Consider the following 24322-nt stretch of genomic DNA (forward strand, 5'->3'; position numbering starts at 1 on the left):
TTGTTTTGTTCGTTGTCTAGGTTTATGCGGCTTCGGCCAGCGCGCGCCGGATGCGGTTGACCACCGTCCACGCCACGAGCACGGCAAGAAGGGGCACCAGCCACGCCGACCAGCCCGGCAGCGGCCAGCCCAGCGCCACATACAGGCCGAGCGCGCCGAAAACGAAGGCGCGGTCGCTCTTGCCAAGGGGACCGTCGTACCGGCGCGAGGCGCCCACCGTAGGACCCAGCGCACCGGCAAATTCGCTCAGGCCTGCGAGCACGATCACCGTGCCGACCCAGAACGGGCTGAACGGCTGCACCAGCGCGAACGGCAGGTACAGCGCGGCGTCGGAGACAACGTCGGTCAGTTCGTTGAGGAAAGCGCCGAGCTTGCTTTGTTGCCCGTGCTCGCGCGCCAGCATGCCGTCGATGGCATTGAAAGCCATGCGCACGAACATCCAGGCCGGTATGAGCCCGAAGGCCGCCAGCGAGGGAGCGGCGAAAAAGAGCCAGAGCCCGAGCGCGACGGACACCACGCACGCGGCCAGGGTCACTTGGTTGGCGGTGATGCCCATTGCATGCAGGCGGCCCACGAGTGGCCTCAGCAACCCCTGGAAGCGAGGCTTCAGTTCGTAGATCGACACCCTTGACTTCCCCTCGTTTGTTATATGGCCGAAGCATTCTGCCAGTGAGCAGGTACTAAACTCACAGACGCAAAACCCTCTCCCATGACCATTCAGACTGACGACTTCGCACCCGCTCCCCCACGCGTGGTGTCCGCGGCCCCCGCTTCGCCCCAGGAAGAGGCCATCGAGCGGGCATTGCGCCCCAAGCTGCTCGATGAATACGTCGGGCAGGCCAAGGTGCGCGAGCAACTCGAGATATTCATCGGCGCGGCGCGCAAGCGCAAGGAAGCGCTCGACCATGTGCTGCTCTTTGGGCCGCCCGGCCTCGGCAAGACCACGCTGTCGCACATCATCGCGGCCGAGCTGGGCGTGAACCTGCGCCAGACCTCCGGGCCGGTGCTCGAGAAGCCCAAGGACCTGGCGGCGCTTTTGACCAACCTCGAGCCGAACGACGTGCTCTTCATCGACGAGATCCACCGCCTGAGCCCGGTGGTCGAGGAAATCCTCTATCCCGCGCTGGAGGACTACCAGATCGACATCATGATCGGGGAAGGTCCCGCGGCGCGCAGCATCAAGCTCGATTTGCAGCCATTCACGCTTGTGGGCGCCACCACCCGCGCCGGCATGCTCACGAACCCGCTGCGCGACCGCTTCGGCATCGTGGCGCGGCTGGAGTTCTACACGCCTGAAGAACTCGCGCTCATCGTGCGGCGCAGCGCCGGCTTGCTCAAGGTGGAAACCGACACTGCCGGCGGCTTCGAGATCGCGCGCCGTTCGCGCGGCACGCCCCGCATCGCCAACCGCCTGCTGCGCCGCGTGCGCGACTACGCCGAGGTGAAGGGCAACGGCCGCATCACCGAAGAGATCGCCCACAAGGCGCTTGCCATGCTCGACGTCGATCCGCAGGGCTTCGACCTGATGGACCGCAAGCTGCTGGAGGCCGTGATCCACCGCTTCGACGGCGGCCCCGTGGGGCTGGACAACGTGGCGGCCAGCATCGGCGAGGAGCCGGGCACCATCGAGGACGTGATCGAGCCCTACCTGATCCAGCAGGGCTACCTGCAGCGCACTCCGCGCGGACGCATCGCGACCCTGGCGGCCTACCGCCACCTCGGCGTGACGCCGCCTTCGAGCCGCTCGGACGGGCAAGACCTTTTTGGAGCTTGAAACCATGCACACGCATGATCTGAGTGCCTGGCAGCACGACCACCACTTTGGCGCAGGCAACGAATCGGCCGAGCGCAGCACCCGACTCGTGATGTGGATCACCGTCGCCGCGATGGTGATCGAGATCGGCGCCGGCTGGTGGTTCAACTCGATGGCGCTGCTGGCCGACGGCTGGCACATGAGTTCGCACGCGCTGGCCATCGGCCTGAGCGCTTTTGCCTATTCGGCGGCAAGGCGCTACGCGCGCGATCCGCGGTTCGCGTTCGGCACCTGGAAGATCGAGGTGCTGGCCGGCTTTGCGAGCGCGCTGATGCTGCTCGGCGTTGCGGCGTTGATGGTGGTGGGCTCTATCGAGCGGCTTCTCTCGCCCTCGGCGATCCACTACCGCGAAGCCGTGGCTGTGGCCGTGCTCGGGTTGATCGTCAACCTGGTCTGCGCGCGGCTGCTGGGGTCGGCGCACCGTCACGGGCATGCGCACCATCACGGCGATCACGGCCATGCGCACGGCCACGACCTGAACCTTCGCTCCGCCTATCTGCACGTGGTGGCCGATGCCGCCACCTCGGTGCTCGCCATCGCGGCGCTTCTCGGCGGCTGGTTCTTCGGCTGGGCCTGGCTCGACCCGGCCATGGGCATCGTCGGCGCGGTGCTGGTGTCGGTGTGGGCCAAGGGGCTGCTGAAGGAAACTGGCAAGGTGCTGCTCGACCGCGAGATGGACCATCCCGTTACAGCCGAAATCCGCGAAGGCGTGGAGACCACGCTGGCCGATTCGGAAACGCGCGTGGTCGACCTGCATGTGTGGCGCGTGGGCCGAGAGGCCTATGCCTGTGCGCTCACCGTGGTGACGCATTCCCCCACGCTTTCGGCCGACGAGGTGCGTGCCTGCTTCTCGATGCACGAGGAAATCCGCCACTCGACGGTGGAAATTCAACGTTGTTGAGGACGCCCCCCGAAGCGCCTTCGGCGCCTCCCCCCACTGGGGGGCGCACCCAGCGGCCCGGCAAAGCCGGTTCCGCGGGTGCGCTGGCATGGCCTGCTCCGCGGCCTTCTGCGTCACCGGAGTGTCACGGGAACGCCATCGCGCCGTCACGCGTTGGTGGGAGCCTACCCGTCCATGCAACGCGACGATGCTTTCCTCCGCGCATGGCGCGACACCGCGATCCGGGCTCCCGAGCCTGAGGACGACGATCTTGCGCGGCCGCCGCTGCGCTTTCGCACCCTCTGGATCTCCGACTTGCACCTGGGCACGCCCGGCTGCCAGGCCCGCGCGCTGCTCGACTTTCTGAAGCACACCGAGTGCGAGACCCTGTTCCTGGTTGGCGACATCATCGACGGCTGGCAGCTCAAGCGCCACTGGTATTGGCCGCAGGCGCACAACGACGTGATCCAGAAGCTGCTGCGCAAGGCGCGCAAGGGCACCCGCGTGATCTTCATCCCGGGCAACCACGATGAGTTTGCGCGCAAGTACCTGCATCACAACTTCGGCGGCATCGACGTGGCCGAGGAATGGATCCACGAGACCGCCGACGGCCGCAAGTTCTGGATCATTCACGGCGACCTGTTCGACGGCGTGATCCAGTGCGCCAAGTGGCTCGCGCACGTGGGCGATTCGCTCTACGAATTCACGCTCAAGCTCAACCGCCATCTCAACTCGCTGCGCGCGCGCATGGGGTTGCCGTACTGGTCGCTTTCCAAGTACCTCAAGGGCAAGGTCAAGCGCGCCGTGAGCTACGTGGGCGATTTCGAGAACGCCGTCGCGCGCGAAGCCCGCAAGCGCGGCGTGCAGGGCGTGGTCTGCGGCCATATCCACCATGCCGAAATGCGCGACATCGACGGCATCCTCTATTGCAACGACGGCGACTGGGTCGAAAGCCTCACGGCGCTGGCCGAGCATGCCGACGGCACACTGGAGATCATCGACTGGGCGCAGCACATGCCGGTGCCGGCGAAGACGGGTGCGCCGCGCGAACCCGTCGCCGCCTGAGCGGACGAGGCGCTGCGGCGCCAAGGCGCCTGGGCCATGAAACGCGCCGGACTTCCCCTGTCGCAATTTCGCGGTGGTGATCCGCCGATCACCGACGTGTCGTGTCGAGCAAGGTCACGGGTGGGCTGTCGTTGCCCCATGAGCCGCGAATGAAGGTGAGCACCGCGGCTACGTCGGCCGCGTCGAGCGCCTGCCCGAAGGGCGGCATGCCGTAGGGGCGCGGATTGCCTTGGGTGGAGGGCAGGTACCCGCCGTGCGCAATCACCTGGGTCAGGTTCGCGGTCTGCGCCATGTTCACGGCGCGGTTGCCCGCCAGTGGAGGAAAGGCGCCCGGCTCGCCCTGGCCCTGGTCCCCGTGGCAATAGGCGCAGCGCTGGTCGTAGATCTTCTGGCCGCGGGCCATGGTGCCGGCATCGCGGCGCGCTGCCGGAGTGGCTGTGCGTGCCGCGGGTTGCGCCGGCACGCCGGGCAGATCTTTCAGATAGCTGGCCATTGCGGCCAGGTCGGCATCGTTCAGGTACTGCGTGCTGCGAAACACGACTTCGGCCATAGGCCCCATGACCGAGCCGCGCGGCGCGACGCCGGTCTTGAGCAGTGCGACCACTTCCGCGGTGGGCCAGTTGGACACGCCGGCCTCGTGCGGATCGGCGAGCGATGGCGCGTACCAGTTCTGCACCGCGATCAGCCCGCCCGAGAGGCCCAGGTTAGCCTGCGTGGCGCCCAGTGAATCGCGGCTGCCGTGGCAGGCGATGCAGTGGCCCAGTCCGCCGACCAGGTAGGCGCCGCGATTCCATTCGGCCGGCTTGCCCGCATTGGCCACGAAAGCCTCGGGCTTGAAAGAAAGGGCCCGCCACACCGCCAGCGCGGCCTGCGTGTCGTAGGGAAAACGCAGCCGGTGCGCGAGGTTGGGCACCGGCGCAGCCGGCACGCTGCGCAAGTAGGCGTAGATGGCATCGGAGTCTTCGCGCGTCACCTGCGTGAAATTCGGATACGGGAACGCGGGGTAGAGCAGGCGGCCATCCTTGCTGCGGCCGTTGTGCATTGCGCGCCAGAAATGCGCACTGCTCCAGCTGCCGATGCCGGCTTTGGCATCTGGCGTGAGGTTGCTCGAATAGACGGTGCCGAAGGGCGTCTCGATCGGCAATCCTCCCGCATAGGGCTGGCCGCCGCGCGTGGTGTGGCAGCCGGCGCAATTGCCGGCCAGCGCGAGGTAGCGCCCGCGTTCGACCAACTGGGGCTTGGCGTCGAAGGCTTCGGCCTGCGCCGGCAGCGGGTCTTCGCCGCGCAGGTTGAGCGCGACGATCCCCGCCACCGCAGCGCTGAGCAAAAGGACCAATGCAAGCAGCGTCCAGCCGAGGTATCGCATCTTCCTCATCGTCGTCTCACTTCGGCATGCCGCCGCACGACATCGGCAGCGGTGCGGGCAGGGACGCGGCGGGCTTCGGGTCGGCCGGCATGGGCTGCACCGCGAGCCAGCTGGCCACGGCATTGATGTCGGCCGTGGTCATGCGGCGCCCGATGTCTGCCATGCAGTCGGGGGCGAGTGCATGCCGCTCGCTGGTGAGCCAGGCGCCGAGTTGCGAAGACACGTAGAGCCGGGGCAGGCCGAGCAGGCCCGGAATCGCCGGCTGCACACCGGTGAGCGCGGCGCCGTGGCATTGCACGCAGGCCGGAATGCGTCGCGTGGCATCGCCTTCGAGCGCCAGCTGGCGGCCGCGCGCCAGCTGCGCGGGCGGTGCGTCGCTCACGGGCGAGACGGGCGGATAGGGCAGGTCCAGGCCCGCGAAGTACTCGGCCATTTCCATCAGGTAGGCATCGGAGAGGTGCTGCACCATGTAGGTCATGTCGGCATTGAAGCGCCGTCCGTCGCGAAAGCTCCGCAGCTGGTTGAACAGGTAGCCCGCGGGCTTGCCGGACAGGCGCGGAAAGTAGCCCGCATTGGTGGTCGCGCCTTCGCGCCCGTGGCAGGCGATGCAGGCGGCCACGCGCCGTTCGATGTCGTTGCCGGAGGGCGGGGCAGGCGAAGGTGGCGTCGCCGCGATGGCAGCGATCCCGTGGCCGAGCAGCAGGAGCAGCGCGATGCCTGCGATTCGGTGGACGGCCTTCCTCATGTGCCGGCCGCGAAATGCGCGAGTGCCAGCAGCCCCGCAATGAGCAGCAGCACCACGGCCAGCGCGACGCCCATCAGCGGCAGCACGCCGACTTGTTCGGTGCGCCGGTCGGCATCCGCGCGGCGGCCGCCAAGCCCGATGAAACTCCAGAGAACAGCCCGCAGTGCGCGCAAGAAATTGGACATGTACCGACTGTGCCGCAACCGGCCTGGAAAAAACAGATGCAGATCCGAGCCGAATCATCGGAGCAGATAAAGTCTCCCCCGAATGAGGTACGTCCTGAAATGAAGCGCTACGAAGCCTTGGCCGCCGACATCGAGGCGTCGATCCGCCACGGTACGCTGAAGCCGGGCGACCGCTTGCCGTCAGTGCGGCATACCGGCGAGACCCGGGGCGTGAGTCCATCCACGGTGTTCCAGGCCTACTACCTGCTGGAAGCCCGTGGCCTGGTGCGCGCGCGGGACCGCTCGGGCTACTACGTCACGGGCGGCGCGCTGCGCGATGCGCCGCCCGAGGCCAACATCGTCTCGCGCCCGGCGGAGGGGCCCAAGTCTCTCGACGTGAGCGACCACGTGTTCGGCATCCTCGAGGCCAGCATGTCGCGCAAGGTGGTGCCCTTCGGCTCGGCCTTTCCGAGCCCGCTGCTGTTTCCGCTTGCGCGGCTGGGCCAGTTCATGGCCGCTAGCGCCAAGTCGCTCGACCCGTGGAGCACCGTGGACGACCTCACGCCCGGCAGCGCGGCACTGCGCCGGCAGATCGCGCTGCGCTACCTGGGCGACGGCATGCAGGTGCCGGCCGATGAAATCGTCATCACCAACGGCGCGATGGAGGCGCTCAACCTGTGCCTCGCGGCGGTCACGCGCCCGGGTGATTCGGTGATCGTCGAGTCGCCCACCTTCTACGCGGCCTTGCAGGCGCTGGAGCGCATGGGCCTGCGCGCGATCGAGGTGCCGACGCATCCCGGCGAAGGCATCGACCTGGGGGCGCTGGAACTCGCCATCGCCGCCCATCGGCCCAAGGCCTGCTGGCTGATGACCACCTTCCAGAACCCGCTTGGCAGCCTCATGCCCGACGCGAAGAAGAAGGCGCTGGTGGAACTGCTGGCGCGCCATTCGCTGCCGCTGATCGAGGACGACGTGTACGCCGAGCTCTACTTCGGCGATCGGCGCCCGCCGCCCGCCAAGGCCTTCGACACGCAGGGGCTTGTGCTGCATTGCTCCTCGTTCTCGAAGTGCCTGGCGCCCGGCTACCGCATCGGATGGGCATCGGCCGGGCGCTTCACGCGCGCCGTGGCGCGGCTGAAGCTGACCACCACGCTCAGCACCTCGGTGCCCGCGCAACTGGCACTGGCGGGCTACCTGGAGAAGGGCGGCCTCGACAAGCACCTGCGCAAGCTGCGCCAGGCGCTGGCGGTGCAGCAGGCGAACTTCGCGCAGGCGGTGGGGCACTACTTTCCGGCGGGCACGCGCGCCACGCGGCCGTTGGGCGGGTATTTCTTGTGGGTCGAGTTGCCGGCGCATGTGAATGCGCTCGAAATCCACGCCCAGGCACTGCAACTCGGCATCAGCGTGGCGCCGGGACCGATCTTTTCGGCCACGCGGGGCTTTGGGCATTGCCTGCGCCTGAACTACGGCCATGCCTGGGACGGGCATGCCGAAAAGGCGATGCAGACGTTGGGGCGACTGGTGGCCGCGGCGGCCGCCGATGGCCCGGCGCGCGAGAAAATCGTTGCGTGACGCTCGATCTTTTTTCCGATGCCGAACTGCCGCGGGGTAACGAAGCGATCGGCCCTGGTGCATTCGTGCTGCGTGGCTTTGCGCTGCCCTTCGTGGACGATCTTCTGCCCGCGTTGCATGAGGTCGAACAGCGCGCCGCCTTCCGGCACCTCGTGACCCCGGGCGGCCTCACCATGTCGGTGGCGATGACCAACTGTGGCCGCCTGGGCTGGATCTCGGACCGGCGCGGCTATCGCTACGGCCAGCTCGATCCCGAAACGGGTCGGCCGTGGCCTCCGATGCCCGCGGTGTTCGAATGTCTGGCACAAGCTTCTGCTGCCGAAGCGGGGTTCGAGGGGTTCGAGCCCGATGCATGCCTGGTCAACCGCTACGAGCCCGGCACGCGCCTGTCGCTGCATCAGGACAAGGACGAGCGCGACTACGGCGCGCCCATCGTCTCGGTATCGCTCGGCATGCCGGCCACCTTTCTTTTCGGTGGGCTCGCGCGCAGAGACAAGGCCGCGCGCATTCCGCTGGTGCACGGCGATGTCGTGGTGTGGGGCGGCCCAGACAGGCTGCGTTATCACGGCGTGTTGCCGCTCGCGGACAGGCGGCATGCGCTGCTGGGCCGGCGACGCATCAACCTTACCTTTCGCAAGGCAGGTTGAGTCGAGCGGCCTACATTTCGCTCACGTCAAGCGGATGACTTGTCCCGTTTTTCTGTGCACAACTCTGTGGGTTGTCTGAGGACCCGGGTCGCCAAAGCGAGCAACGGCGCGGGTTCGCACCACATTGCCTGCTGAACGGGCACCGGCCTTTTTGGCGCAAAAAATCGGGCGGCAGAGACTGGAAAACCGGGCGCCGAAAAAACAAAAAAGCCTTGCAAGTCATTGACTCGCAAGGCTTTTTGATGATGTTGGTGGCTCTTCACGGACTCGAACCGCGGACCTGTGGATTATGATTCCATCGCTCTAACCGACTGAGCTAAAGAGCCGTTCGGGCAGTACTGCACCGAGCCCAAGATTATAGCGCAGGCTGCGGGCCCCCAATCAAGCCCGACACCTCCCATGCGGTGTCTTTTTGCCACGCTCAACCCCGAAGCGACCCGCCAACCGTACAAGCACGGGTGAAAATCCGCCGATGTCCGCGCTGCCCCGCGCCCCTTCACCCAAAGCCGCCACCGAGCGTGACGCCATGCCCGACGACCAGCTGATGCTGGCCTACGCGCAGGGCGACGGCGCGGCGTTCGACGTGCTTTACGCGCGCCATGAGGGCGGGCTGTTCCGCTTCGTCAAGCGGCTGCTGGGGGCCAGGCTGGCCGCGCAGGCCGACGAGGTGTTCCAGGACACCTGGCTGCGCATCATTTCCGCGCGCGACAGCTTCTCGCCCCAGGGCGCCGCGTGGCGTACCTGGGCCTTCACCATCGCGCACAACCTGGCCATGGACCGGCTGCGAGTCAGCGGGCGCGAAGTGGCGCTCGACGCGCATCCCGACGAGGGCGACGACGCGGTGCCCACGCTCGACCGCGGCGTGCGCGGCGCGGCCCTCGACGCCGCGGCGCATCCTTCGGCCGAAGAGCTTGCGTTCTGGCGCGCCGCCGGCCGGCGCCTGCTGGCATGCCTCGACGAATTGCCAGCCGAGCAGCGCGCCGCCTTCCTGCTGCACCATGAAGACGGGCTGACCGTCGAGGCGCTTGCGGCCAGCCTGGGGATCGGCTTCGAGACCGTACGCAGTCGGCTGCGCTACGGGCTGCAGAAGCTGCGCGGCTGCATGGAACGCTACCTGTCGGTTCTGGAGCAGCGCGCATGAGCAACGGCGGCGGCAAGAACAACCCCCCGGAATTCGACGGCGACGACGGCGCGCTGCGCGACCCCATGTTGCGCCGCGCGCTGGATCATGCGCCGGACCACGATGCGCTGCCCGACCCGCGTACCCGTGACGCGATCCGGAAGATGGCGCACAACCTCGCGACCGTGCCCGCGACCCCGCCCGTGGCGCCCGCGCCTTGGTGGCGACGGCTGTTCGGTGGCGGCGAAACGCATGCCCGCATGCCGTGGAATGCCGCCTTTGCCACCGTGCTCGTGGCCACTTTCGTTGCCGTGCTCTGGCATCGCGAGCCGGTGCCCGATGCGCGGCTGGACGGAGAAGCCGGGGTTGCTTCCGCGCCTTCTGCCGCGACCGCTCCGGCGCCGGCCTCTGTTCCTCCTGCGCCAGAGCCGGCTCCGTCTCCAACTCCGGCGCAGCCTGCGACCGAAGCGGCGCGAGACGCGGCGAGCGGAGGGTCGCCCCAGCGAAGAGAGGAGTCGGTGCGCCGAACGTCGCCGGCACCAGTGCCCTCCGACAAGCCGGCCGCGCCTGCACCGGTCATTGCGGCTGCGCCTCCGCTTCCGTCGGCTCCCTCGGTAGTGCAGCCATCGCCATCACCGATGGCAGAGCAATCCGCACCCGCGCCGCGCGCGTTTCCACGCACCGAGGAGCGACGCGAAGAAAGCGAATCGGAAAACCGCCAGCGAAGCCCCGTTGCCGCAGGCGCGCCGCCGGCTGCGGCCATGGCGCCAGCCGCTCCCCCGTTGCCCCGCGAGTCGGCCGACAGCAGCGCTTCTCCGGCCCTGTCAGCCGCTCAGCGCAGTGCCAGCGCCAACGCCAGTACCGAGGCTTCCGGCGCCTTGCGCCAGGCTCCCGCTGCCCGCGCGCCTGCACCCGCGTCCGCCGCGGCCAAGGCCAGCGCGGACGACGCATCGGCGTTTTTCACGCTGGACCGGTGGACTTCCTTGAATCTGATGCGCGCAGGGCAGGGCGTGCGCCAGGCACGGGGCGATACAGAGGGATTGGCCGCGCTGGTGAACACGGTCGCGCGTTCGGCCACGGCGCCGGGCGCCGAACTGGCCGCGCCGGTTGAGGTGCGGCTGGAGCTTTACCGCGGCGCCACGCTGCTCGCGGTGCTCGAGATCGCCGGCGACCAGGTGCGCTGGACACCACAAGCGGGAGCGGGTGGCGGTGCATCGGTCGGCACGCCGCCGGCGTCGACCCTCGCCGCGTTGCGGGCGGTGCTCGCGCGCCAGTAGCGCCCGGCCAGGCGCGCTGCGCCCGCTCTCAGTTGATGAGGATCAGGCGTTCTTGAAATCCGGCGGGCGCTTGGCCAGGAAAGCGTCCATGCCTTCCTTCTGATCGGCAGTGGCAAACAGCGCATGGAATAGCCGGCGCTCGAACATCACGCCGTCGCTCAAACCGCTTTCGAAAGCGCGGTTCACCGACTCCTTGGCCGCCATCACGGCGATCTGCGAGTAGCCGGCAATGATCAACGCCGCGCCGAGCGCTTCGTCGGCCAGCTTTTCGAAGGGCACCACGCGGCTCACGAGGCCCGCGCGCTCGGCCTCGGCCGCATCCATCATGCGGGCGGTGAGCGCCATGTCCATGGCCTTGCTCTTGCCCACTGCGCGCGGCAGGCGCTGCGTGCCACCGGCGCCGGGGATCACGCCGATCTTGATCTCGGGCTGGCCGAACTTGGCGTTGTCGGCCGCGATGATGAAGTCGCACATCATCGCGAGCTCGCAGCCGCCGCCCAGCGCAAAGCCGCTCACGGCCGCGATCACCGGCTTGCGGATCGAGCGGATGGTTTCCCAGTTGCGCGTGATGTAGTCGCCCTTGTAGGTGTCGATGAAGCTGTACTTGGCCATCGCGGCAATGTCGGCGCCGGCCGCAAAGGCGCGTTCGCTGCCCGTCAGGATGATGCAGCCGATGGCGTCGTCGGCGTCGAAGGCCTTGAGCGCGGTGCCCAACTCGGTCATCAGCGCATCGTTCAGCGCGTTCAGGGCCTTGGGCCGGTTAAGGGTGATGATGCCGACCTTGCCTGCTTCGGTCCGCACTTCGATGTTTTCGTAGCTCATGGGTGTCTCCGGGAGAAGGAAAAAACGCGGTTCACTATACCCAGCCCGGGCAGGCCGCGCAGCTCAGCGCCGCGCGCCCGGCATGAGCCAGCCGGCGACTTTGGCCGCGTCGTGCAGGAACAGCCGCCACGTGGTGGCGCCCTCCGGTCGCACCAGCGGCAGCCGGAGCAGCTTGCGGTCGCGCGCCACCAGCGCGGTGCAGCGCGTGGCGTCGCCGAGATACAGCGCCAGGTCGTCGAGCTTGGCGATGCGCCAAGCCTGAGCAGGCCGCTGCTGGCCCTTCCTGCCGACCGCCGGCAGCTCCACGCCGATCCATTCGTCGTGCGCCGAGAAGCCCGCCTTTTCGGCCGCGCCGCCGCGCAGCACCACCTTCACCTGGATGCTGCCATTGGCTTCCGCCACACGCAGGCCCAGAGCCTGCGCTGGTTGGGAAGGATCTTCGAGCGCTGCAACGCCGTGCGCGCGCAGCAGCTCGGAGAGCGGCAGTTCGTCGGTCGAGTGGACCCATTGCGCGAGTTCTGCCGCATAGGAGCGGCCGCCCACCGCTTCGAGCGCGGCCGCCACGTCGGCTTCGCTGATGGGGCCGCCGCCGCTTTGCGTCCACAGCTGGCGCATCACGTCGTCGAGCGTGCCATTGCCTTCGCGGCGCAGCGTGAGGTCGAAGCACAGCGCCACCAGCGCGCCCTTGGTGTAGTAGCTGACGGTGCTGTTGGGCGTCTGCTCGTCCTGCCGGTAGTACTTGACCCAGGCGTCGAAGCTCGCGTCCGCCACCGGCTGCACCAGCCGGCCGGGCGTTTGCAGCACCTGGTTGATGGTCTTGTTGAGCAGGCGCAGATAGGCCGCGTCGTCGATGCGTCCGGCACGGCGCAGCAGCAGGTCGTCGTAATAGCTGGTGAAGCCTTCGAAGAACCACAGCATGTGCGTGTAGTTTTCGCGGCTGTAGTCGTAGTGCGCAAACTCCGAGGGTCGCATGCGCTTGACGTTCCAGGTGTGGAAGTACTCGTGGCTGATGAGTCCCATCAGCGTGGTGTAGCCCTCTGGCTGCTTCTTTGCGCCCAGCTGCGGCAGGTCGCGCCGGTTGCAGATGAGTGCGGTGGAGTGCCGGTGCTCGAGCCCGCCGTAACCGTCGTCCACTGCGTTGAGCATGAACACATAGCGGTCGATTGGCAGCTTGGGTCCGCCGCGCTTGCCGGCCTTGTCGCCGTGCCAGAAGCGGATCTCGGCTTCGCAGATGGCCTGCGTGTCGGCGATCAGACGCTCGCCGTCGAAAGAGGCCGCGGCCCCTGCGATGACGAAGCGGTGCGGCACGCCGCAGGCTTCGAATTCGGCGCTCCAGAAGGCGCCCATCTCGACCGGGCTGTCGGCCAGCTCGTCGTAGCCGGCGGCCAGGTAGCGGCCGAAGCCGTGCTTGTCGGTTTTCGCGGGGACGAGGGCGGTGGCGCATGACCAGCGCGCGCCGTCGGCCGAAGGCGCTGGCGCCACGATTTCCAGCGCATGCGGCACTTCCGTCTGGCCTTCGACCCGCAGGCAGAGGCTCGTGCCGTTGAAGAAGCCGCGCTCGGCGTCGAGCCATGCGGTGCGCACCGAGTTGTCGTAGGCGCAGACCTGGTAGTGCAGCACCAGCGGCTGGCCCGGCACGCAATCGATCTGCCAGCTGCACTTGTCGAGTTGCGTCAGCACGGGCTTGCGGCGACCCTGCGTGGCCCGCAGGCCCTGCAGGTTCTTGGCGAACTCGCGCACCAGGTAGCTGCCCGGAATCCACACCGGCAGCGCGACGCGCTGTTGGGCGGAGGGCGACTCGATGGTCAGGGTGACGTGGAACAGGTGCGCGTGCAGGTCCGCGCATTCGACGCGATAGCGCACTGCGGCGGCCGGCGCAGCCACTGCGCGCCGCGAGACGGCTGGCGCAGCCATCAGTTCTTGGAAGCGGTGAGTTGCTTCTCGACCTGCTCCGCGGGAATGGCGCCCGGGGCGCGGGTGCCGTCGCTGAAGATCAGCGTGGGCGTGCCGGTGATGTTGTACTTGCGGCCGAACTCCACATTGCGCTGCAGCGCGGCCACGTCGCAGCTGGCGGCCGCGGTGGCGGGCTTGGCGTTGGCTTCCATCCAGTCAGCCCAGGCCTTGCCCTTGTCCTTGCTGCACCAGATGTCACGCGACTTGGTGGCCGAATCGGGCCCGAGCACCGGGTACAGGAACAGGTACACGGTCACGTTGTCGACCGTCTTCATGTCTTTTTCGAAGCGCTTGCAGTAGCCGCAGTTCGGGTCTTCGAACACCGCCAGCTTGCGCTTGCCGTTGCCGCGCACGATCTTGATGGCGTCGTTCACGGGCAGCTTGTCGAAGGAGACTTCGCTGAGCTTCTCGACGCGCTCCTCGGTCAGGTTCTTGCGTGCCTTCACATCGATGAGGTTGCCCTGCAGCAGGTAGTTGCCCTGCTCGTCGGTGTAGTAGATCTGAAAGCCGTTCACGCGCACTTCATAGAGGCCCGGCAGCGGTGACTTGGTGACCTCGTCGATGGCCGGGAACTGCGGAATGCGCGCCGGAAGGTTCTTGCGGATCTCGGCTTCGCCGGCCAAGGCCGTGACGGCCGCGCCCAGCGTGCAGGCGGCGAGAAAAAGGTTGCGTGCGAGTTTCATGGAAAGTCCGGTCGATGGATTCAAGCCTTCAAGCCCATCGCCTGGTTGGCGATCCAATGCTTGAGGAGGCGCGTGCGGTCGAAGCCGCGCATGCCCCAGTTGCGCAGCGTGGGCAGCGGACCCATGCTGTGCGAAAAAAGTTGCTGCAGGCCGTCGGTCGCGAGGCTCATCTGCAGCACGTCGGCGCGGCGGGCGCGTTCGTAGCGGCGCAGCAGGCGCGGGTCGCCCACGCTGCGCCAGTATTCGCGCTGCTTGATCACGTCGGCCAGCATGGCCGCATCGGCCAGGCCGAGGTTGAGGCCCTGGCCCGCGAGCGGATGCACCGTGTGCGCGGCGTCGCCGGCCAGCGCCCAGGTTTGCGATGCGCCCTTGGCCTGCGGCATGGTGCCGGTCCAGCGGTCGGCAATGGCGCGCGACAGCGGCCAGGCGGCGCGCTCGCTCGTGAGCTGGAGCGGGCCCAGCACGCCGTGGCTGGCGTCGCTCACGGCGGCGTTGAATTCATCGGCACTCTGCGCCAGCAGTGCGGGGGCGCGAAGCTGGTCGACCGACCACACCAGCGCGACCGAATGGCTCTGCAGTCCGCCCATCGGCAGCAGGGCCAGCACCTCGCCGTGGTCGTTGAACCACTGGTGCGCAACACCGTCATGCGACTGTGCCGCTTCGAGCCGCGCCGCAATCGCATGCTGCGGATAGCGGGTGACGGCGTAGCTCACGCCCAGCGCATCGCGCGTGGCGCTGGCCTTGCCCTCGCACACCACCGTGAGCGGCGCGGCCACGGGTTCGGACACCACCTCGACCTGGGGCTGGAAGCGCACCGCATCGGCCAGCTGCTGCTCGAGCGCCGGCACGTCGACGATCCAGGCCAGCGCGTCGACCTCCTGGCGCACGGCGCTGAAATGCACGCGCCCGCCTTCGTCGCCGTTCACGAGCATTTCGCGTACGGGCGTGGCATGCGCCGCATCGGGCCAGGCGCGCAGCGATTCGAGCAAGGTGCGCGAGGCGGTGTTGAGCGCGTAGGCCCGGATGTCTTCCTTGGCGGCCGCGGCGGGCGGAACCACCAGCGCAACCCGCACGCGCTCGCGCGCCAGCAGCAGGGCCAGCGTGCGGCCGACGATGCCGGCGCCGCGTATGCAAACTTCAGGGGAAAGGGCCATCGGGCCATTGTAAGAACTCTGCCCACCACCAGGACGATGCGGGACAATCGCTGCCGAATTCCAAGGAACCCCACGTGCCACAGCCAGTTTTCGACCTCCAAGCGACCATTGCGCGCCTGTTCGTCTACCCCGTCAAATCGTGCGCGGGGGTGGAGCTTCCTGAGGCGCTGCTGACCGAAACCGGCCTCGAGTTCGACCGCGCCTGGATGGTGGTCGACGCGAAGGGCGAGTTCGTCACCCAGCGGCAGCTGCCGCGCATGGCGCTCATCCGGCCGCAGATGAAGCACTCCGAAGTGGTGCTCCGCGCGCCGGGGATGCTGGCCCTGCACCTGGCATTCGACCGGGTCGAGAAGCCGGTGCGCGTGCGCGTCTGGAAAGACGAAGTGTCCGCCTACGACATGGGCGACATCGCCGCCCAGTGGTTCAGCGACTTCCTGTCCGAGCCGGGAAAGCCGCAGGCGCTGCGGCTGGTGCGCTTCGATCCCGAGCAAAAGCGCCTGTCGAACCTGCAATGGACCGGCGGCGTGGAGGCGGAGAACCAGTTCTCCGACGGCTATCCGCTGCTGGTGGCCAGCGAGGGCTCGCTGGCCGAACTCAACGAGCGGCTAACCGCCGCGGGCCACGACGCGGTCGGCATCGAACGCTTCCGGCCGAACATCGTGCTGGCCGGTATCGAGTCGCACGACGAGGACCGGGTCGACGCGCTGCACATAACTACGAACGAAGGCGAGGCCGAGCTCAAGCCGGTCAAGCCCTGCACGCGCTGCCCCGTTCCGGACATCGATCCGGCCACGGCCGTGAGCAGCCCCGAGGTCGGCGACATGCTGCGCACCTACCGCGCCGATGCGCGCGTCGACGGGCGCATCACCTTCGGCATGAACTGCATCGTGCTGCAGGGCGTAGAGCACATGCTCAAGGTCGGGCAGGCCGTGGGCGCGAACTACCGCTTCGAATAGGCGGAAAAGCGCGGAGCCTCAGAAGCTCACGCCGGCAATCAGCATGATGTTGGCGTAAGGGGTGCATTCGCCCGTGCGCACGATGGCGCGGGCCATTCCGCTGCGGCGCTTGAAGTCCTCGTGCGACACGGTCTGCGGCGCAATGCCAAGCGACTGCGGATACCAGGCAGGCAGGGCCTTGTCGCCGCTCAGCGCCTCGTCGGCCACCACAACGCCTTCGACCTGCATCTCGGACAGCACCGCCTGCAACACGTCGGTAAGCAGCGGCACGCCGCGCGTCACGGCCAGGTCGATGCGCCGCGGTCCGTCGGGAATCGGCAGGCCGGCATCGCCGATCACCAGCATGTCGCCATGGCCCATGGAGGCGATGACCTGGGAAAGTTCGGCGTGAAGCAGTGCGGTACGTTTCACAGAGCGATCCAGTCGGGAGGCAGGGGGCTTTGCAGCACGGCGTCGCGCTGCGGAATGGAGGGTTGAGCGCCGGCCTGCTGGATGCACAGCGCAGCCGCGCGGATGCCCAGGCGAACGGCCTCGTCGAACGACTGGCCTTCGCCCAATGCAACCCCCAGCGCGCCCAGGAAGGTGTCGCCGGCGGCGGTGGTGTCCACTGCCTTCACTTTCGGCGCGGGATGGTGGCGCGCGCCGTCGGCGTCGATGGCCACGGCGCCGCGCGCGCCCAGCGTGACGACCACGCGCGCAATGCCCTTGGCGCGCAGGAGCTGGCCCGCGAGCGCGGCCTCCTGCGGGCTGTCGGCTGCCTGGCCGCACAAGGCATGCGCTTCGATTTCGTTGACGACCAGCGTGTCGATGCGCTGCCAGAGCGGCTCGGCGATGGGCTGCACGGGCGACGGGTTGAGCAGCACCTTGCAGCCTGCGCCATGTGCCACCGAGATGGCGCGCTCCACCTGGTCCATCGGCGTTTCGAACTGCGTCACCAGGAAGGCCGCGCCCTGCAGCTGCTGCCGCAGCGCAGCCTCGTCGATCTCGACCTGCGCATTGGCGCCGGGAATCATCACGATGCGGTTCTGGCCGCTGTCTTCCACGAGGATCAGTGCCGTGCCCGTGGGCTCGGTGCTGGTGGTGCGCAGCGCGGCCGTATCGATGCCGTCTTGCGTGAGCGCTTCGCGCAGCGCCCGCCCATGCGCGTCGCTGCCGACGCAGCCGATCATGGCCACGCGGCCTCCTTCGCGCGCGCAGCTCACGGCCTGGTTGGCGCCCTTGCCGCCCGGAATGTGGCTGATCGAATGACCCACCAGGGTTTCACCCGCGGCCGGGGCATGCGGCACGCGCAGCACGATGTCCATGTTCAGGCTGCCGAGCACCACGATGCGCGGCGGCTCGGCGGCGCTGGAAGAAGAGGGAGGAGGCGTAGGGCTCACGGGGCGCGGGACTTTCGGTTTTCCTGGGACGAAGGTTCGGACGCAGAAGAAGGGACGGAAGGTGCGGCAGCTTCGCGAAAGCTCGCATGGCGCGCGGTCGAGGCGCGCACGCGCAGCTCGGGCTGCAGCACCACCTTGCGTGCATCGCGCCGCTTGCCGCCGACGCGCTCCAGCAGCATGTCGACCGCCAGCGCGCCGATGCGTTCCTTGGGCTGCGCCACGGTGGTGAGCGGCGGGCTGGTGTACGCCGAGAGCTCGATGTCGTCGAAGCCGACGATCGAAAGGTCGTCCGGCACGTGCACGCCGCTTTCATGCGCCGCGCGCAAAGCGCCGATGGCCATCAGGTCGTTGCAGACGAACACGGCCGACGGCGCCTGCTCGGTGCGCAAGATGGCGTGCATCGCCTCGTAGCCGCCCTGGCTCGTGAAGCCGCCGCGCCACAGCAGCGCGTCTGCATTCGGTGTCACGCCACCTTCGGCCAGCGCCATGCGCCAGCCCTCGATGCGTTGCTCGCTCGGCATCACGCCCACCGGTCCGCCGATGCAGGCAATGCGCTTGTGGCCGAGCGACAGCAGGTGGCGCACCGCGAGCAGGCCGCCCTGCATGTGGGCCGTTTCCACCAGGTCGCAGGCCGGGTCGGCAATCTCGCGGTCGACCAGCACGGTGGGAATGCGCAGGCCGTGCAGTTGCGTGACGAGCGAGTCGTCGTCGCCGGCCCCGGTCGACACCACGATCAATCCGTCGATGCGGCGCTCGGCCAGCACCTGCAGGTACACGCTCTGGCGGCGGGGTTCGTCGTCGGTGTTGCACAGCACCAGCGTGTAGCCGGCGCCAAAGCAGCGGTCTTCCACGATGCGCACGATCTCGGCGAAGTAGGGGTTCGAGCTGTTCGGAATCAGCATGCCGAGCGTCGACGTGGTGTTGCTCTTCAGGCTGCGCGCCATCGCGTTGGGCACGTAGCCCAACTCGCGGATGGCCTCTTCCACGCGCTCGCGCCCCTTGGCGCTCACATGGCGCGTGTCGTTCACCACGTGCGAGACGGTGGTAACCGAAACCCCCGCGCGCAGCGCGACGTCCTTGATGGTGGCCATGGTGTGTTCCCCTTGTTTGCGGCTTCAGGCCAGGCGGCGGTCCGCACGGCGCTGGCGCAAGGTGTCGATGATCACCGCAACCACGATCACCGCGCCGGTGATGATGCGTTTGCTCGGCTCGCTGGCACCCACCTGCGCGAGGCCCGCCTCGAGCACCGCGATGATCAGCACGCCGAAGAAAGTGTTGATCACCGAACCGCGCCCGCCCATGAGGCTGGTGCCGCCGATGACCACGGCCGCGATCACCTGCAGTTCGATACCGACGCCGGCATTCGGGTCGGCCGCTTCGAGCCGTGCCGACTGCATCAGCCCCGCCAGCCCGGCCAGGAGGCCCGTGACGGCAAACACGATGATGCGGATCGGCCGCGGGTCGATGCCCGCGAGCCGCATGGCTTCTTCATTGGTGCCGATGCCCACCACGTGGCGGCCGAACACCGTGCGCGTGAGCACCAGCTGACCGACGGCCACCAGCACCACTGCCAGCACGAAGGCCGCGGAGATGCCGCCGACCCATGGCGCGGCAAGGCCCGAAATGGCATCGCCAACGTACTGTGTGCGCGAATCGGTCACCAGGTAGGCGCCGCCGCGCACCGCTTCGAGCATGCCCAGCGAGACGATGAAGCTCGGCAGCCGCCACGCGACCGAGACGGCACCCGTTACGGTGCCGCACACCAGCCCCGTGGCAAGGCCCAGCGCGGCAGCCGCCGGCACCGAGAGCTTCCACTGCAGGATGGCTGCGGCCGTCACCGCCGCGCTGAGCGCAAGCACCGAACCCACCGAAAGATCGATGCCCGCAATGATCAAGACGAAGGTCATGCCGACCGCCATCACCGCGAGCGCCGGAATTTCGTTGGCAATGGAGATGAAGGTCTCGCGGGTAAAGAAGTATTCGCTCAGCGCGCCGAAGAGCGCGATCATGCCCACGAGTACGACGGTCAGGCCAAGGTAGGTGCCCAGCTGGCCCTTGAAAGCGGAGGGCGGAGCGGATGTCGTGGTGGATGTAGCAGCGGCTGCGTTCATGGTGTGTCGACGGTGGCCGGCTGGGCCGGATTCGAATCGGAAATAGCGGATCCCGCTGTCGGGGTCGTCGGGGCGGCGGTGCGTCCTGCCGCGTCGGTGAATGCCGCGGCGAGCAGAGATTGCTCGCTCCACTGGCCGCGCTCGAACACCGCGACCAGCCGGCCGGCGCTCATCACGCCGATGCGGTCGCACATGGCCATCAGTTCGCGCAGGTCGCTCGACACCATCAGGAGCGCCTTGCCCGCGTCGGTCATGCGGTCGAGTTCGGTATAGAGATCGGCACGCGCGCCGACGTCCACGCCGCGCGTGGGTTCGTCGAGCAGCAGCACCTTGCATTCGCGATGCAGCCAGCGTGCGAACACCACCTTCTGCTGGTTGCCGCCGCTCAGCGTGGCAACTGGTTGCTCGATGCTGCGCGAGCGGATGCGCAGCAGTTCAACCAGGCGCCGCGCAATGCCGCGCTCCCTGGCGCGCTGGAGCCAGCCCGCGCGAGAGATCGCGCCCAGGTCGCTGAGCGTGGCGTTGACGCGGATCGATTGCGCGAGCAACAGCCCCTGCGATTTGCGGTCTTCGGTGACCAGACCGATGCCTGCGCGGATCGCCTGCATCGGCGAGCGCCAGCCCTTGCGGGCGCGCTGCACTGGCGCTGCATTGGATGCGCCGTCATAAAGAAGAATCTCACCGCGGTCGGCACGGTCGGCGCCGAACAGCAGCCGCACCAGTTCGGTCCGGCCGGAGCCAACCAGGCCAGCCAGGCCCATAACTTCGCCTGCGCGCAGGTCGATGTCGACATCGCGCACGACCTGTGCGCGGCCGATGCCGCGCGCGCTCAGCAGCACAGGTCCGGCCACACGGCGGTCGCGCCCTTCGTGTTCGTGCACCGCACGGCCTACCATGCGCTGCACCAGCTCGGATTCACGCACGCCGGCCATGGCGCGCACGTCCACCAGGCGGCCGTCGCGCAGCACCGCCACACGGTCCGCGATGCGCTGCAGCTCCTCGAGACGATGCGACACGTAGACGATGGCCACGCCGCGCGCCTTCAGCAGTTCGATCTGCTCGAAGAGATGCGAGGTCTCGCGCGGCGTGAGCATGGCGGTGGGTTCGTCCAGCACCAGCACGCGCGTGTCGTCCTGCAGGTTGCGCGCAATCTCGACCATCTGCTGCTGGCCGATGCCAAGCCGCGCCACGGGCGTGGCCGGGTCGATGTTCTGCATGCCGATCTTCGCGAGCTGGCGCGCGGCCAGCTCATGCAATCTGCCGCGGCGGATCCAGCCGATCTGGTTGGGCAACCGGTCGAGCAGCAGGTTCTCGGCCACCGACAGCGTGGTGACCAGCCCCAACTCCTGCATGACCATGCGCACGCCCAGGCGTTCGGCGTCGCGGCGCGATGCGGGCTGGAACGGCACGCCGTCGAGCACCATCTGCCCGCGCGTCGGTTGCACCAGGCCGCAGACGATCTTCGACAGCGTGCTCTTGCCCGCGCCGTTCTCGCCCGTGAGCGCGAGCACTTCGCCGGCGTTCAGCACCAGCGAAACATCGTCGAGCACCGGCGCCGCATAGTCCTTGCCGAGCCCACTCAGAGTGAGCACGGGAGCGGCAAGACCTGTATTCATGACGACGGCGGATGCGTTCAACGTCGGCTCTTTCTTTTTCTTCTGGTGGCTTACTTCGGCGATGACGACTTGGTGACCAGCACCACGTCGGTCTTCACTTCGGCGGGCATGCTCGACTGCGGCTTCTTCTCGGCCAGCGCCTTGAGCGCGGTCTCGATCCCGAACACCGCCTGCTTGGCAGCGAACTGGTCGGCCGTGGCAAGAACGCGGCCGTCGGCCAGCATTGGCTTGATGGCGCCGATGTTGTCGTAGCCGACCACCAGCACCTTGCCGGTCTTGCCCGCGGCCTTGACCGCAGCGACTGCGCCGAGCGCCATGCTGTCGTTGCCCGCGAGCAGCGCCTTCAGATCGGGATGCTCGCGCATCATGCCGGCGGCCACCGTGTTGCCCTTGTCGATTTCCCACTGGCCCGACTGCACGCCCACCACCGTCACGCCGGCCGCCTTCATGGCGTCCTGGTAGCCGAGGGTGCGCTGCTGCGCATTGAAGGTGGTCGAAACGCCTTCGATGATGCCAACCTTGTCGCCGGCCTTCAGGCTCTTGGCCAGCTCGTCGCCGACCAGCTTGGCGCCGGCGCGGTTGTCGGGGCCGACGAAAGGCACCTGGATGGCCTTTTCCTTCAGCGCGGCGGTGTCGAACTGGTTGTCGATGTTGACCACCAGGATGCCGCGGTCGATGGCGGCCTTGACCACCGGTACCAGCGCCTTCGAATCGGCCGGCGCGATGACCAGCGCGTTGATCTTCTGCGCCATCATCTGCTCGACCATCTTGATTTGGGCCGCCGTGTCGGTCTCGTCCTTGATGCCGTTGGCCACCAGGGTGTACTGCGAGGCGTGCGCTTTCTGGTGCGCCTTGGCGCCGTCTTCCATCGTGCGGAAGAACTCGTTGGCCAGCGACTTCATGACCAGCGCGACCTTGGGCTTGTCCTGCGCGAGGGCGGGCGAGGCGGCAAGGGCGCCCAGCAGCGTCAGGGCGGCTGCGCTTTGCAGCGTACGGCGGGTGAACTTCATGGGTTTGTCTCCTGAGAGGGTTGAGCGGTGCGCCGGTCTCTTGCCGGGGATGCCGATGTTAACCAACGAAAACGTTTGCGCAAACGTTTGCTAATCCGGTTTTACCCTGATCCCGGTTCGATTCGGAAGGCGTCGGCTTTGGGGCGAAACCGCGTCCCGGAACCGCCGCCCTTAAAATCGCCGGTTACCCAAGAGGACCCCCTATGAGTTTGCAATGCGGCATCGTCGGCCTGCCCAACGTCGGTAAATCCACCCTTTTCAATGCGTTGACCAAGGCCGGCATCGCAGCGGAGAACTATCCGTTCTGCACCATCGAGCCCAACGTGGGCGTGGTGGAAGTGCCCGACCCGCGGCTCGCGCAGCTCAGCGAGATCGTGAAGCCCGAGCGTGTGGTGCCCGCCATCGTCGAGTTCGTCGACATTGCCGGCCTGGTGGCCGGCGCCAGCACGGGCGAGGGGCTGGGCAACAAGTTTCTCGCGCATATCCGCGAAACCGACGCCACGGTGAACGTGGTGCGCTGCTTCGACGACGACAACGTGATCCACGTGGCCGGCAAGGTCGACCCCATCTCCGACATCGAAGTGATCCAGACCGAACTCTGCCTGGCCGACCTGGCCACGGTCGAGAAGGCATTGCATCGCCACACCAAGGTGGCGCGATCCGGCGACAAGGACGCACAAAAGCTCGTCGGCCTGCTCGAGCGCTGCCAGGCTGCGCTGAATGAGAACACGCCGGTGCGCGCGCTCGAGTTCACGAAGGAAGAGCAGCCGCTGGTGAAGTCGTTTACGCTCATCACCGCCAAACCCGCGATGTTCGTTGGCAACGTGGCGGAAGACGGCTTCGAGAACAATCCGTACCTTGACCGCCTGCGCGAATACGCCGCCAAGCAGGGCGCGCCCGTGGTCGCCATCTGCGCCAAGATCGAAGCCGACCTGGCTGAGATGGATGACGAGGACAAGAAGATGTTCCTCGCCGAAATCGGCCAGGACGAGCCGGGCCTCAACCGCCTGATCCGTGCGGCCTTCAAGCTGCTGGGCCTGCAGACCTACTTCACCGCCGGCGTGAAGGAAGTGCGCGCCTGGACCATCCACATCGGCGACACCGGCCCACAGGCGGCCGGCGTGATTCACGGCGATTTCGAAAAGGGCTACATCCGCGCCCAGACCATCGCCTTTGAGGACTACATCGCCTTCAAGGGCGAGCAGGGCGCGAAGGACGCGGGCAAGATGCGTTCGGAAGGCAAGGAATACGTTGTCAAGGATGGCGACGTGATGAACTTCCTCTTCAGCTCCTGAAGCCCGCCGCATGCTCACCGTCCATCACCTGAACAACTCGCGTTCCCAGCGCGTGCTCTGGCTGCTCGAAGAACTCGGGCTGCCCTACGAAATCGTTCACTACGAACGCGATCCGCAGACCATGTTGGCGCCCGCTTCGCTGCGGGCCGTGCATCCGCTTGGCAAGTCGCCGGTGGTGACGACGGACGACGGTCTTGCGTTGGCGGAATCGGGTGCGGTGATCGAGACGCTGATCGAGCGCCATGGCAACGGCCGGCTGGCGCCCGCGCCGGGCACGCCGGAGGCTGTGCGCTACCGCTACTGGCTGCATTTCGCGGAAGGCTCGGCCATGTCGCCGCTGCTGCTCAAGCTGGTGTTCGACAAGATCGAGAACGGCAAGATGCCATTCTTCGCGAAGCCCATCGCCAAGATGATCGCCGGAAAGGCCAAGGCGGCCATCGTCACGCCGAACATCGAGAGCCACCTGAATTTCATGGAGGCTGAACTCGGCAAGGGCGAGTGGTTTGCCGGCAATGAATTCACGGGTGCCGACATCCAGATGAGCTTCCCGGTCGAAGCCGCGCAGGCGCGCGGCGGGCTCGATGCGAAGCGGCCCAGGCTGATGGCCTACCTCGAGCGCATCCATGCGCGCCCGGCCTATCAGCGCGCACTGGAGCGCGGCGGCCCTTACGGTCTGCTGAGTTGAAACGGCAGC

At 67.6% G+C, this 24322-nt stretch carries 24 protein-coding genes and 1 tRNA gene; 10 read left to right on the plus strand and 15 right to left on the minus strand.

Annotation, left to right across the window (positions count from 1 at the left end; all coding sequences use genetic code 11):
• Positions 1-22: 22 nt before the first annotated feature.
• On the minus strand, positions 23-625 hold the full coding sequence (locus ASC78_RS26330) for a CDP-alcohol phosphatidyltransferase family protein (protein WP_055808314.1): 603 nt from the start codon (positions 623-625) through the stop codon (positions 23-25).
• A gap of 84 nt (positions 626-709) precedes the next feature.
• Between ASC78_RS26330 and ruvB the strand changes: the two genes are divergently transcribed.
• From ruvB to ASC78_RS26345, 3 genes are all read left to right on the plus strand, one after another.
• On the plus strand, positions 710-1774 hold the full coding sequence (ruvB, locus tag ASC78_RS26335) for a Holliday junction branch migration DNA helicase RuvB (protein ID WP_055808316.1): 1065 nt from the start codon (positions 710-712) through the stop codon (positions 1772-1774).
• A gap of 4 nt (positions 1775-1778) precedes the next feature.
• Positions 1779-2714 carry a CDF family Co(II)/Ni(II) efflux transporter DmeF gene (dmeF, locus tag ASC78_RS26340; RefSeq protein ID WP_055808487.1) on the plus strand — a complete coding sequence of 312 codons (936 nt, stop codon included), beginning with the start codon at positions 1779-1781 and terminating at the stop codon, positions 2712-2714.
• 174 nt (positions 2715-2888) lie between these two features.
• The gene (locus ASC78_RS26345) at positions 2889-3758 is read left to right on the plus strand and encodes a UDP-2,3-diacylglucosamine diphosphatase (RefSeq protein ID WP_055808318.1); all 870 of its coding nucleotides are present in this window, start codon (positions 2889-2891) and stop codon (positions 3756-3758) included.
• Between the two features lie 88 nt (positions 3759-3846).
• Here the strand turns inward: ASC78_RS26345 and ASC78_RS26350 are convergent, their stop codons facing one another.
• From ASC78_RS26350 to ASC78_RS26360, 3 genes are read right to left on the minus strand one after another with little or no spacing between them, the layout of a single operon-like run.
• Positions 3847-5124 (minus strand): cytochrome c, encoded by a 1278-nt coding sequence (locus tag ASC78_RS26350; RefSeq protein WP_055808320.1) that lies wholly within the window; start codon positions 5122-5124, stop codon positions 3847-3849.
• A 16-nt stretch (positions 5125-5140) separates the two neighbouring features.
• The gene (locus ASC78_RS26355; RefSeq protein ID WP_055808322.1) at positions 5141-5869 is read right to left on the minus strand and encodes a c-type cytochrome; all 729 of its coding nucleotides are present in this window, start codon (positions 5867-5869) and stop codon (positions 5141-5143) included.
• Positions 5866-6054 (minus strand): DUF2970 domain-containing protein, encoded by a 189-nt coding sequence (locus ASC78_RS26360; RefSeq protein WP_055808324.1) that lies wholly within the window; start codon positions 6052-6054, stop codon positions 5866-5868. The genes ASC78_RS26355 and ASC78_RS26360 overlap by 4 nt, the downstream gene beginning before the upstream one ends.
• Positions 6055-6153: 99 nt before the next feature.
• Between ASC78_RS26360 and ASC78_RS26365 the strand changes: the two genes are divergently transcribed.
• Together ASC78_RS26365 and alkB are read left to right on the plus strand one after the other, a co-directional pair.
• Positions 6154-7605 carry an aminotransferase-like domain-containing protein gene (locus ASC78_RS26365; protein WP_055808326.1) on the plus strand — a complete coding sequence of 484 codons (1452 nt, stop codon included), beginning with the start codon at positions 6154-6156 and terminating at the stop codon, positions 7603-7605.
• Entirely contained in the window at positions 7602-8252 is a 651-nt protein-coding gene (gene alkB / locus ASC78_RS26370) for a DNA oxidative demethylase AlkB (RefSeq protein ID WP_055808328.1), read from the plus strand. Before ASC78_RS26365 ends, alkB begins: the two co-directional genes overlap by 4 nt.
• 249 nt (positions 8253-8501) lie before the next feature.
• Here alkB and ASC78_RS26375 read toward each other — a convergent pair.
• A tRNA-Met gene (locus ASC78_RS26375) sits at positions 8502-8578 on the minus strand.
• A gap of 146 nt (positions 8579-8724) precedes the next feature.
• Between ASC78_RS26375 and ASC78_RS26380 the strand changes: the two genes are divergently transcribed.
• Together ASC78_RS26380 and ASC78_RS28205 are read left to right on the plus strand one after the other, a co-directional pair.
• On the plus strand, positions 8725-9393 hold the full coding sequence (locus tag ASC78_RS26380) for a sigma-70 family RNA polymerase sigma factor (protein ID WP_055808330.1): 669 nt from the start codon (positions 8725-8727) through the stop codon (positions 9391-9393).
• Positions 9390-10649 carry a hypothetical protein gene (locus ASC78_RS28205; protein WP_235505223.1) on the plus strand — a complete coding sequence of 420 codons (1260 nt, stop codon included), beginning with the start codon at positions 9390-9392 and terminating at the stop codon, positions 10647-10649. Before ASC78_RS26380 ends, ASC78_RS28205 begins: the two co-directional genes overlap by 4 nt.
• 42 nt (positions 10650-10691) lie before the next feature.
• Here ASC78_RS28205 and ASC78_RS26390 read toward each other — a convergent pair whose 3' ends face one another.
• The 4 genes from ASC78_RS26390 to ASC78_RS26405 all read right to left on the minus strand — a co-directional run bounded on the left by ASC78_RS26390 (position 10692) and on the right by ASC78_RS26405 (position 15261).
• On the minus strand, positions 10692-11471 hold the full coding sequence (locus tag ASC78_RS26390) for an enoyl-CoA hydratase (RefSeq protein ID WP_055808332.1): 780 nt from the start codon (positions 11469-11471) through the stop codon (positions 10692-10694).
• A gap of 63 nt (positions 11472-11534) precedes the next feature.
• Entirely contained in the window at positions 11535-13385 is a 1851-nt protein-coding gene (locus tag ASC78_RS26395) for a M61 family metallopeptidase (RefSeq protein ID WP_055808334.1), read from the minus strand.
• Positions 13385-14107 carry a DsbC family protein gene (locus ASC78_RS26400; protein WP_055808336.1) on the minus strand — a complete coding sequence of 241 codons (723 nt, stop codon included), beginning with the start codon at positions 14105-14107 and terminating at the stop codon, positions 13385-13387. The genes ASC78_RS26395 and ASC78_RS26400 overlap by 1 nt, the downstream gene beginning before the upstream one ends.
• A gap of 20 nt (positions 14108-14127) precedes the next feature.
• Complete coding sequence (locus tag ASC78_RS26405) at positions 14128-15261, minus strand: FAD-dependent monooxygenase (RefSeq protein WP_055808337.1); 1134 nt, start codon at positions 15259-15261, stop codon at positions 14128-14130.
• Between the two features lie 74 nt (positions 15262-15335).
• Between ASC78_RS26405 and ASC78_RS26410 the strand changes: the two genes are divergently transcribed.
• Positions 15336-16217 carry an MOSC domain-containing protein gene (locus tag ASC78_RS26410; RefSeq protein ID WP_055808339.1) on the plus strand — a complete coding sequence of 294 codons (882 nt, stop codon included), beginning with the start codon at positions 15336-15338 and terminating at the stop codon, positions 16215-16217.
• Positions 16218-16235: 18 nt separating this feature from the next.
• On the opposite strand, the gene rbsD is transcribed toward ASC78_RS26410, so the two are convergent.
• Genes rbsD through ASC78_RS26440 form a run of 6 tightly spaced genes read right to left on the minus strand, consistent with a single transcriptional unit; the run spans position 16236 to position 22333 of the window.
• On the minus strand, positions 16236-16628 hold the full coding sequence (gene rbsD, locus ASC78_RS26415; protein WP_055808341.1) for a D-ribose pyranase: 393 nt from the start codon (positions 16626-16628) through the stop codon (positions 16236-16238).
• Positions 16625-17596 (minus strand): ribokinase, encoded by a 972-nt coding sequence (gene rbsK / locus ASC78_RS26420; RefSeq protein ID WP_055808343.1) that lies wholly within the window; start codon positions 17594-17596, stop codon positions 16625-16627. The genes rbsD and rbsK overlap by 4 nt, the downstream gene beginning before the upstream one ends.
• The gene (locus tag ASC78_RS26425) at positions 17593-18687 is read right to left on the minus strand and encodes a LacI family DNA-binding transcriptional regulator (protein ID WP_055808344.1); all 1095 of its coding nucleotides are present in this window, start codon (positions 18685-18687) and stop codon (positions 17593-17595) included. Before ASC78_RS26425 ends, rbsK begins: the two co-directional genes overlap by 4 nt.
• Positions 18688-18711: 24 nt before the next feature.
• A complete protein-coding gene (locus ASC78_RS26430; RefSeq protein WP_055808346.1) occupies positions 18712-19707 on the minus strand; it encodes an ABC transporter permease in 996 nt (331 codons plus the stop codon).
• A complete protein-coding gene (locus ASC78_RS26435; protein ID WP_055808348.1) occupies positions 19704-21323 on the minus strand; it encodes a sugar ABC transporter ATP-binding protein in 1620 nt (539 codons plus the stop codon). Before ASC78_RS26435 ends, ASC78_RS26430 begins: the two co-directional genes overlap by 4 nt.
• A gap of 50 nt (positions 21324-21373) precedes the next feature.
• The gene (locus ASC78_RS26440; RefSeq protein ID WP_055808350.1) at positions 21374-22333 is read right to left on the minus strand and encodes a sugar ABC transporter substrate-binding protein; all 960 of its coding nucleotides are present in this window, start codon (positions 22331-22333) and stop codon (positions 21374-21376) included.
• Between the two features lie 203 nt (positions 22334-22536).
• Here ASC78_RS26440 and ychF point away from each other — a divergent pair, with 203 nt between their 5' ends.
• Both ychF and ASC78_RS26450 read left to right on the plus strand, forming a co-directional pair.
• Positions 22537-23628 (plus strand): redox-regulated ATPase YchF, encoded by a 1092-nt coding sequence (gene ychF / locus ASC78_RS26445; protein ID WP_055808352.1) that lies wholly within the window; start codon positions 22537-22539, stop codon positions 23626-23628.
• Between the two features lie 10 nt (positions 23629-23638).
• Positions 23639-24313, plus strand: coding sequence for a glutathione S-transferase (locus ASC78_RS26450; protein WP_055808354.1), 675 nt, complete (start codon positions 23639-23641; stop codon positions 24311-24313).
• The last annotated feature ends 9 nt before the right edge of the window (positions 24314-24322 follow it).

This window comes from Variovorax sp. Root318D1 (assembly GCF_001424835.1).
Classification (GTDB): domain Bacteria; phylum Pseudomonadota; class Gammaproteobacteria; order Burkholderiales; family Burkholderiaceae_C; genus Variovorax.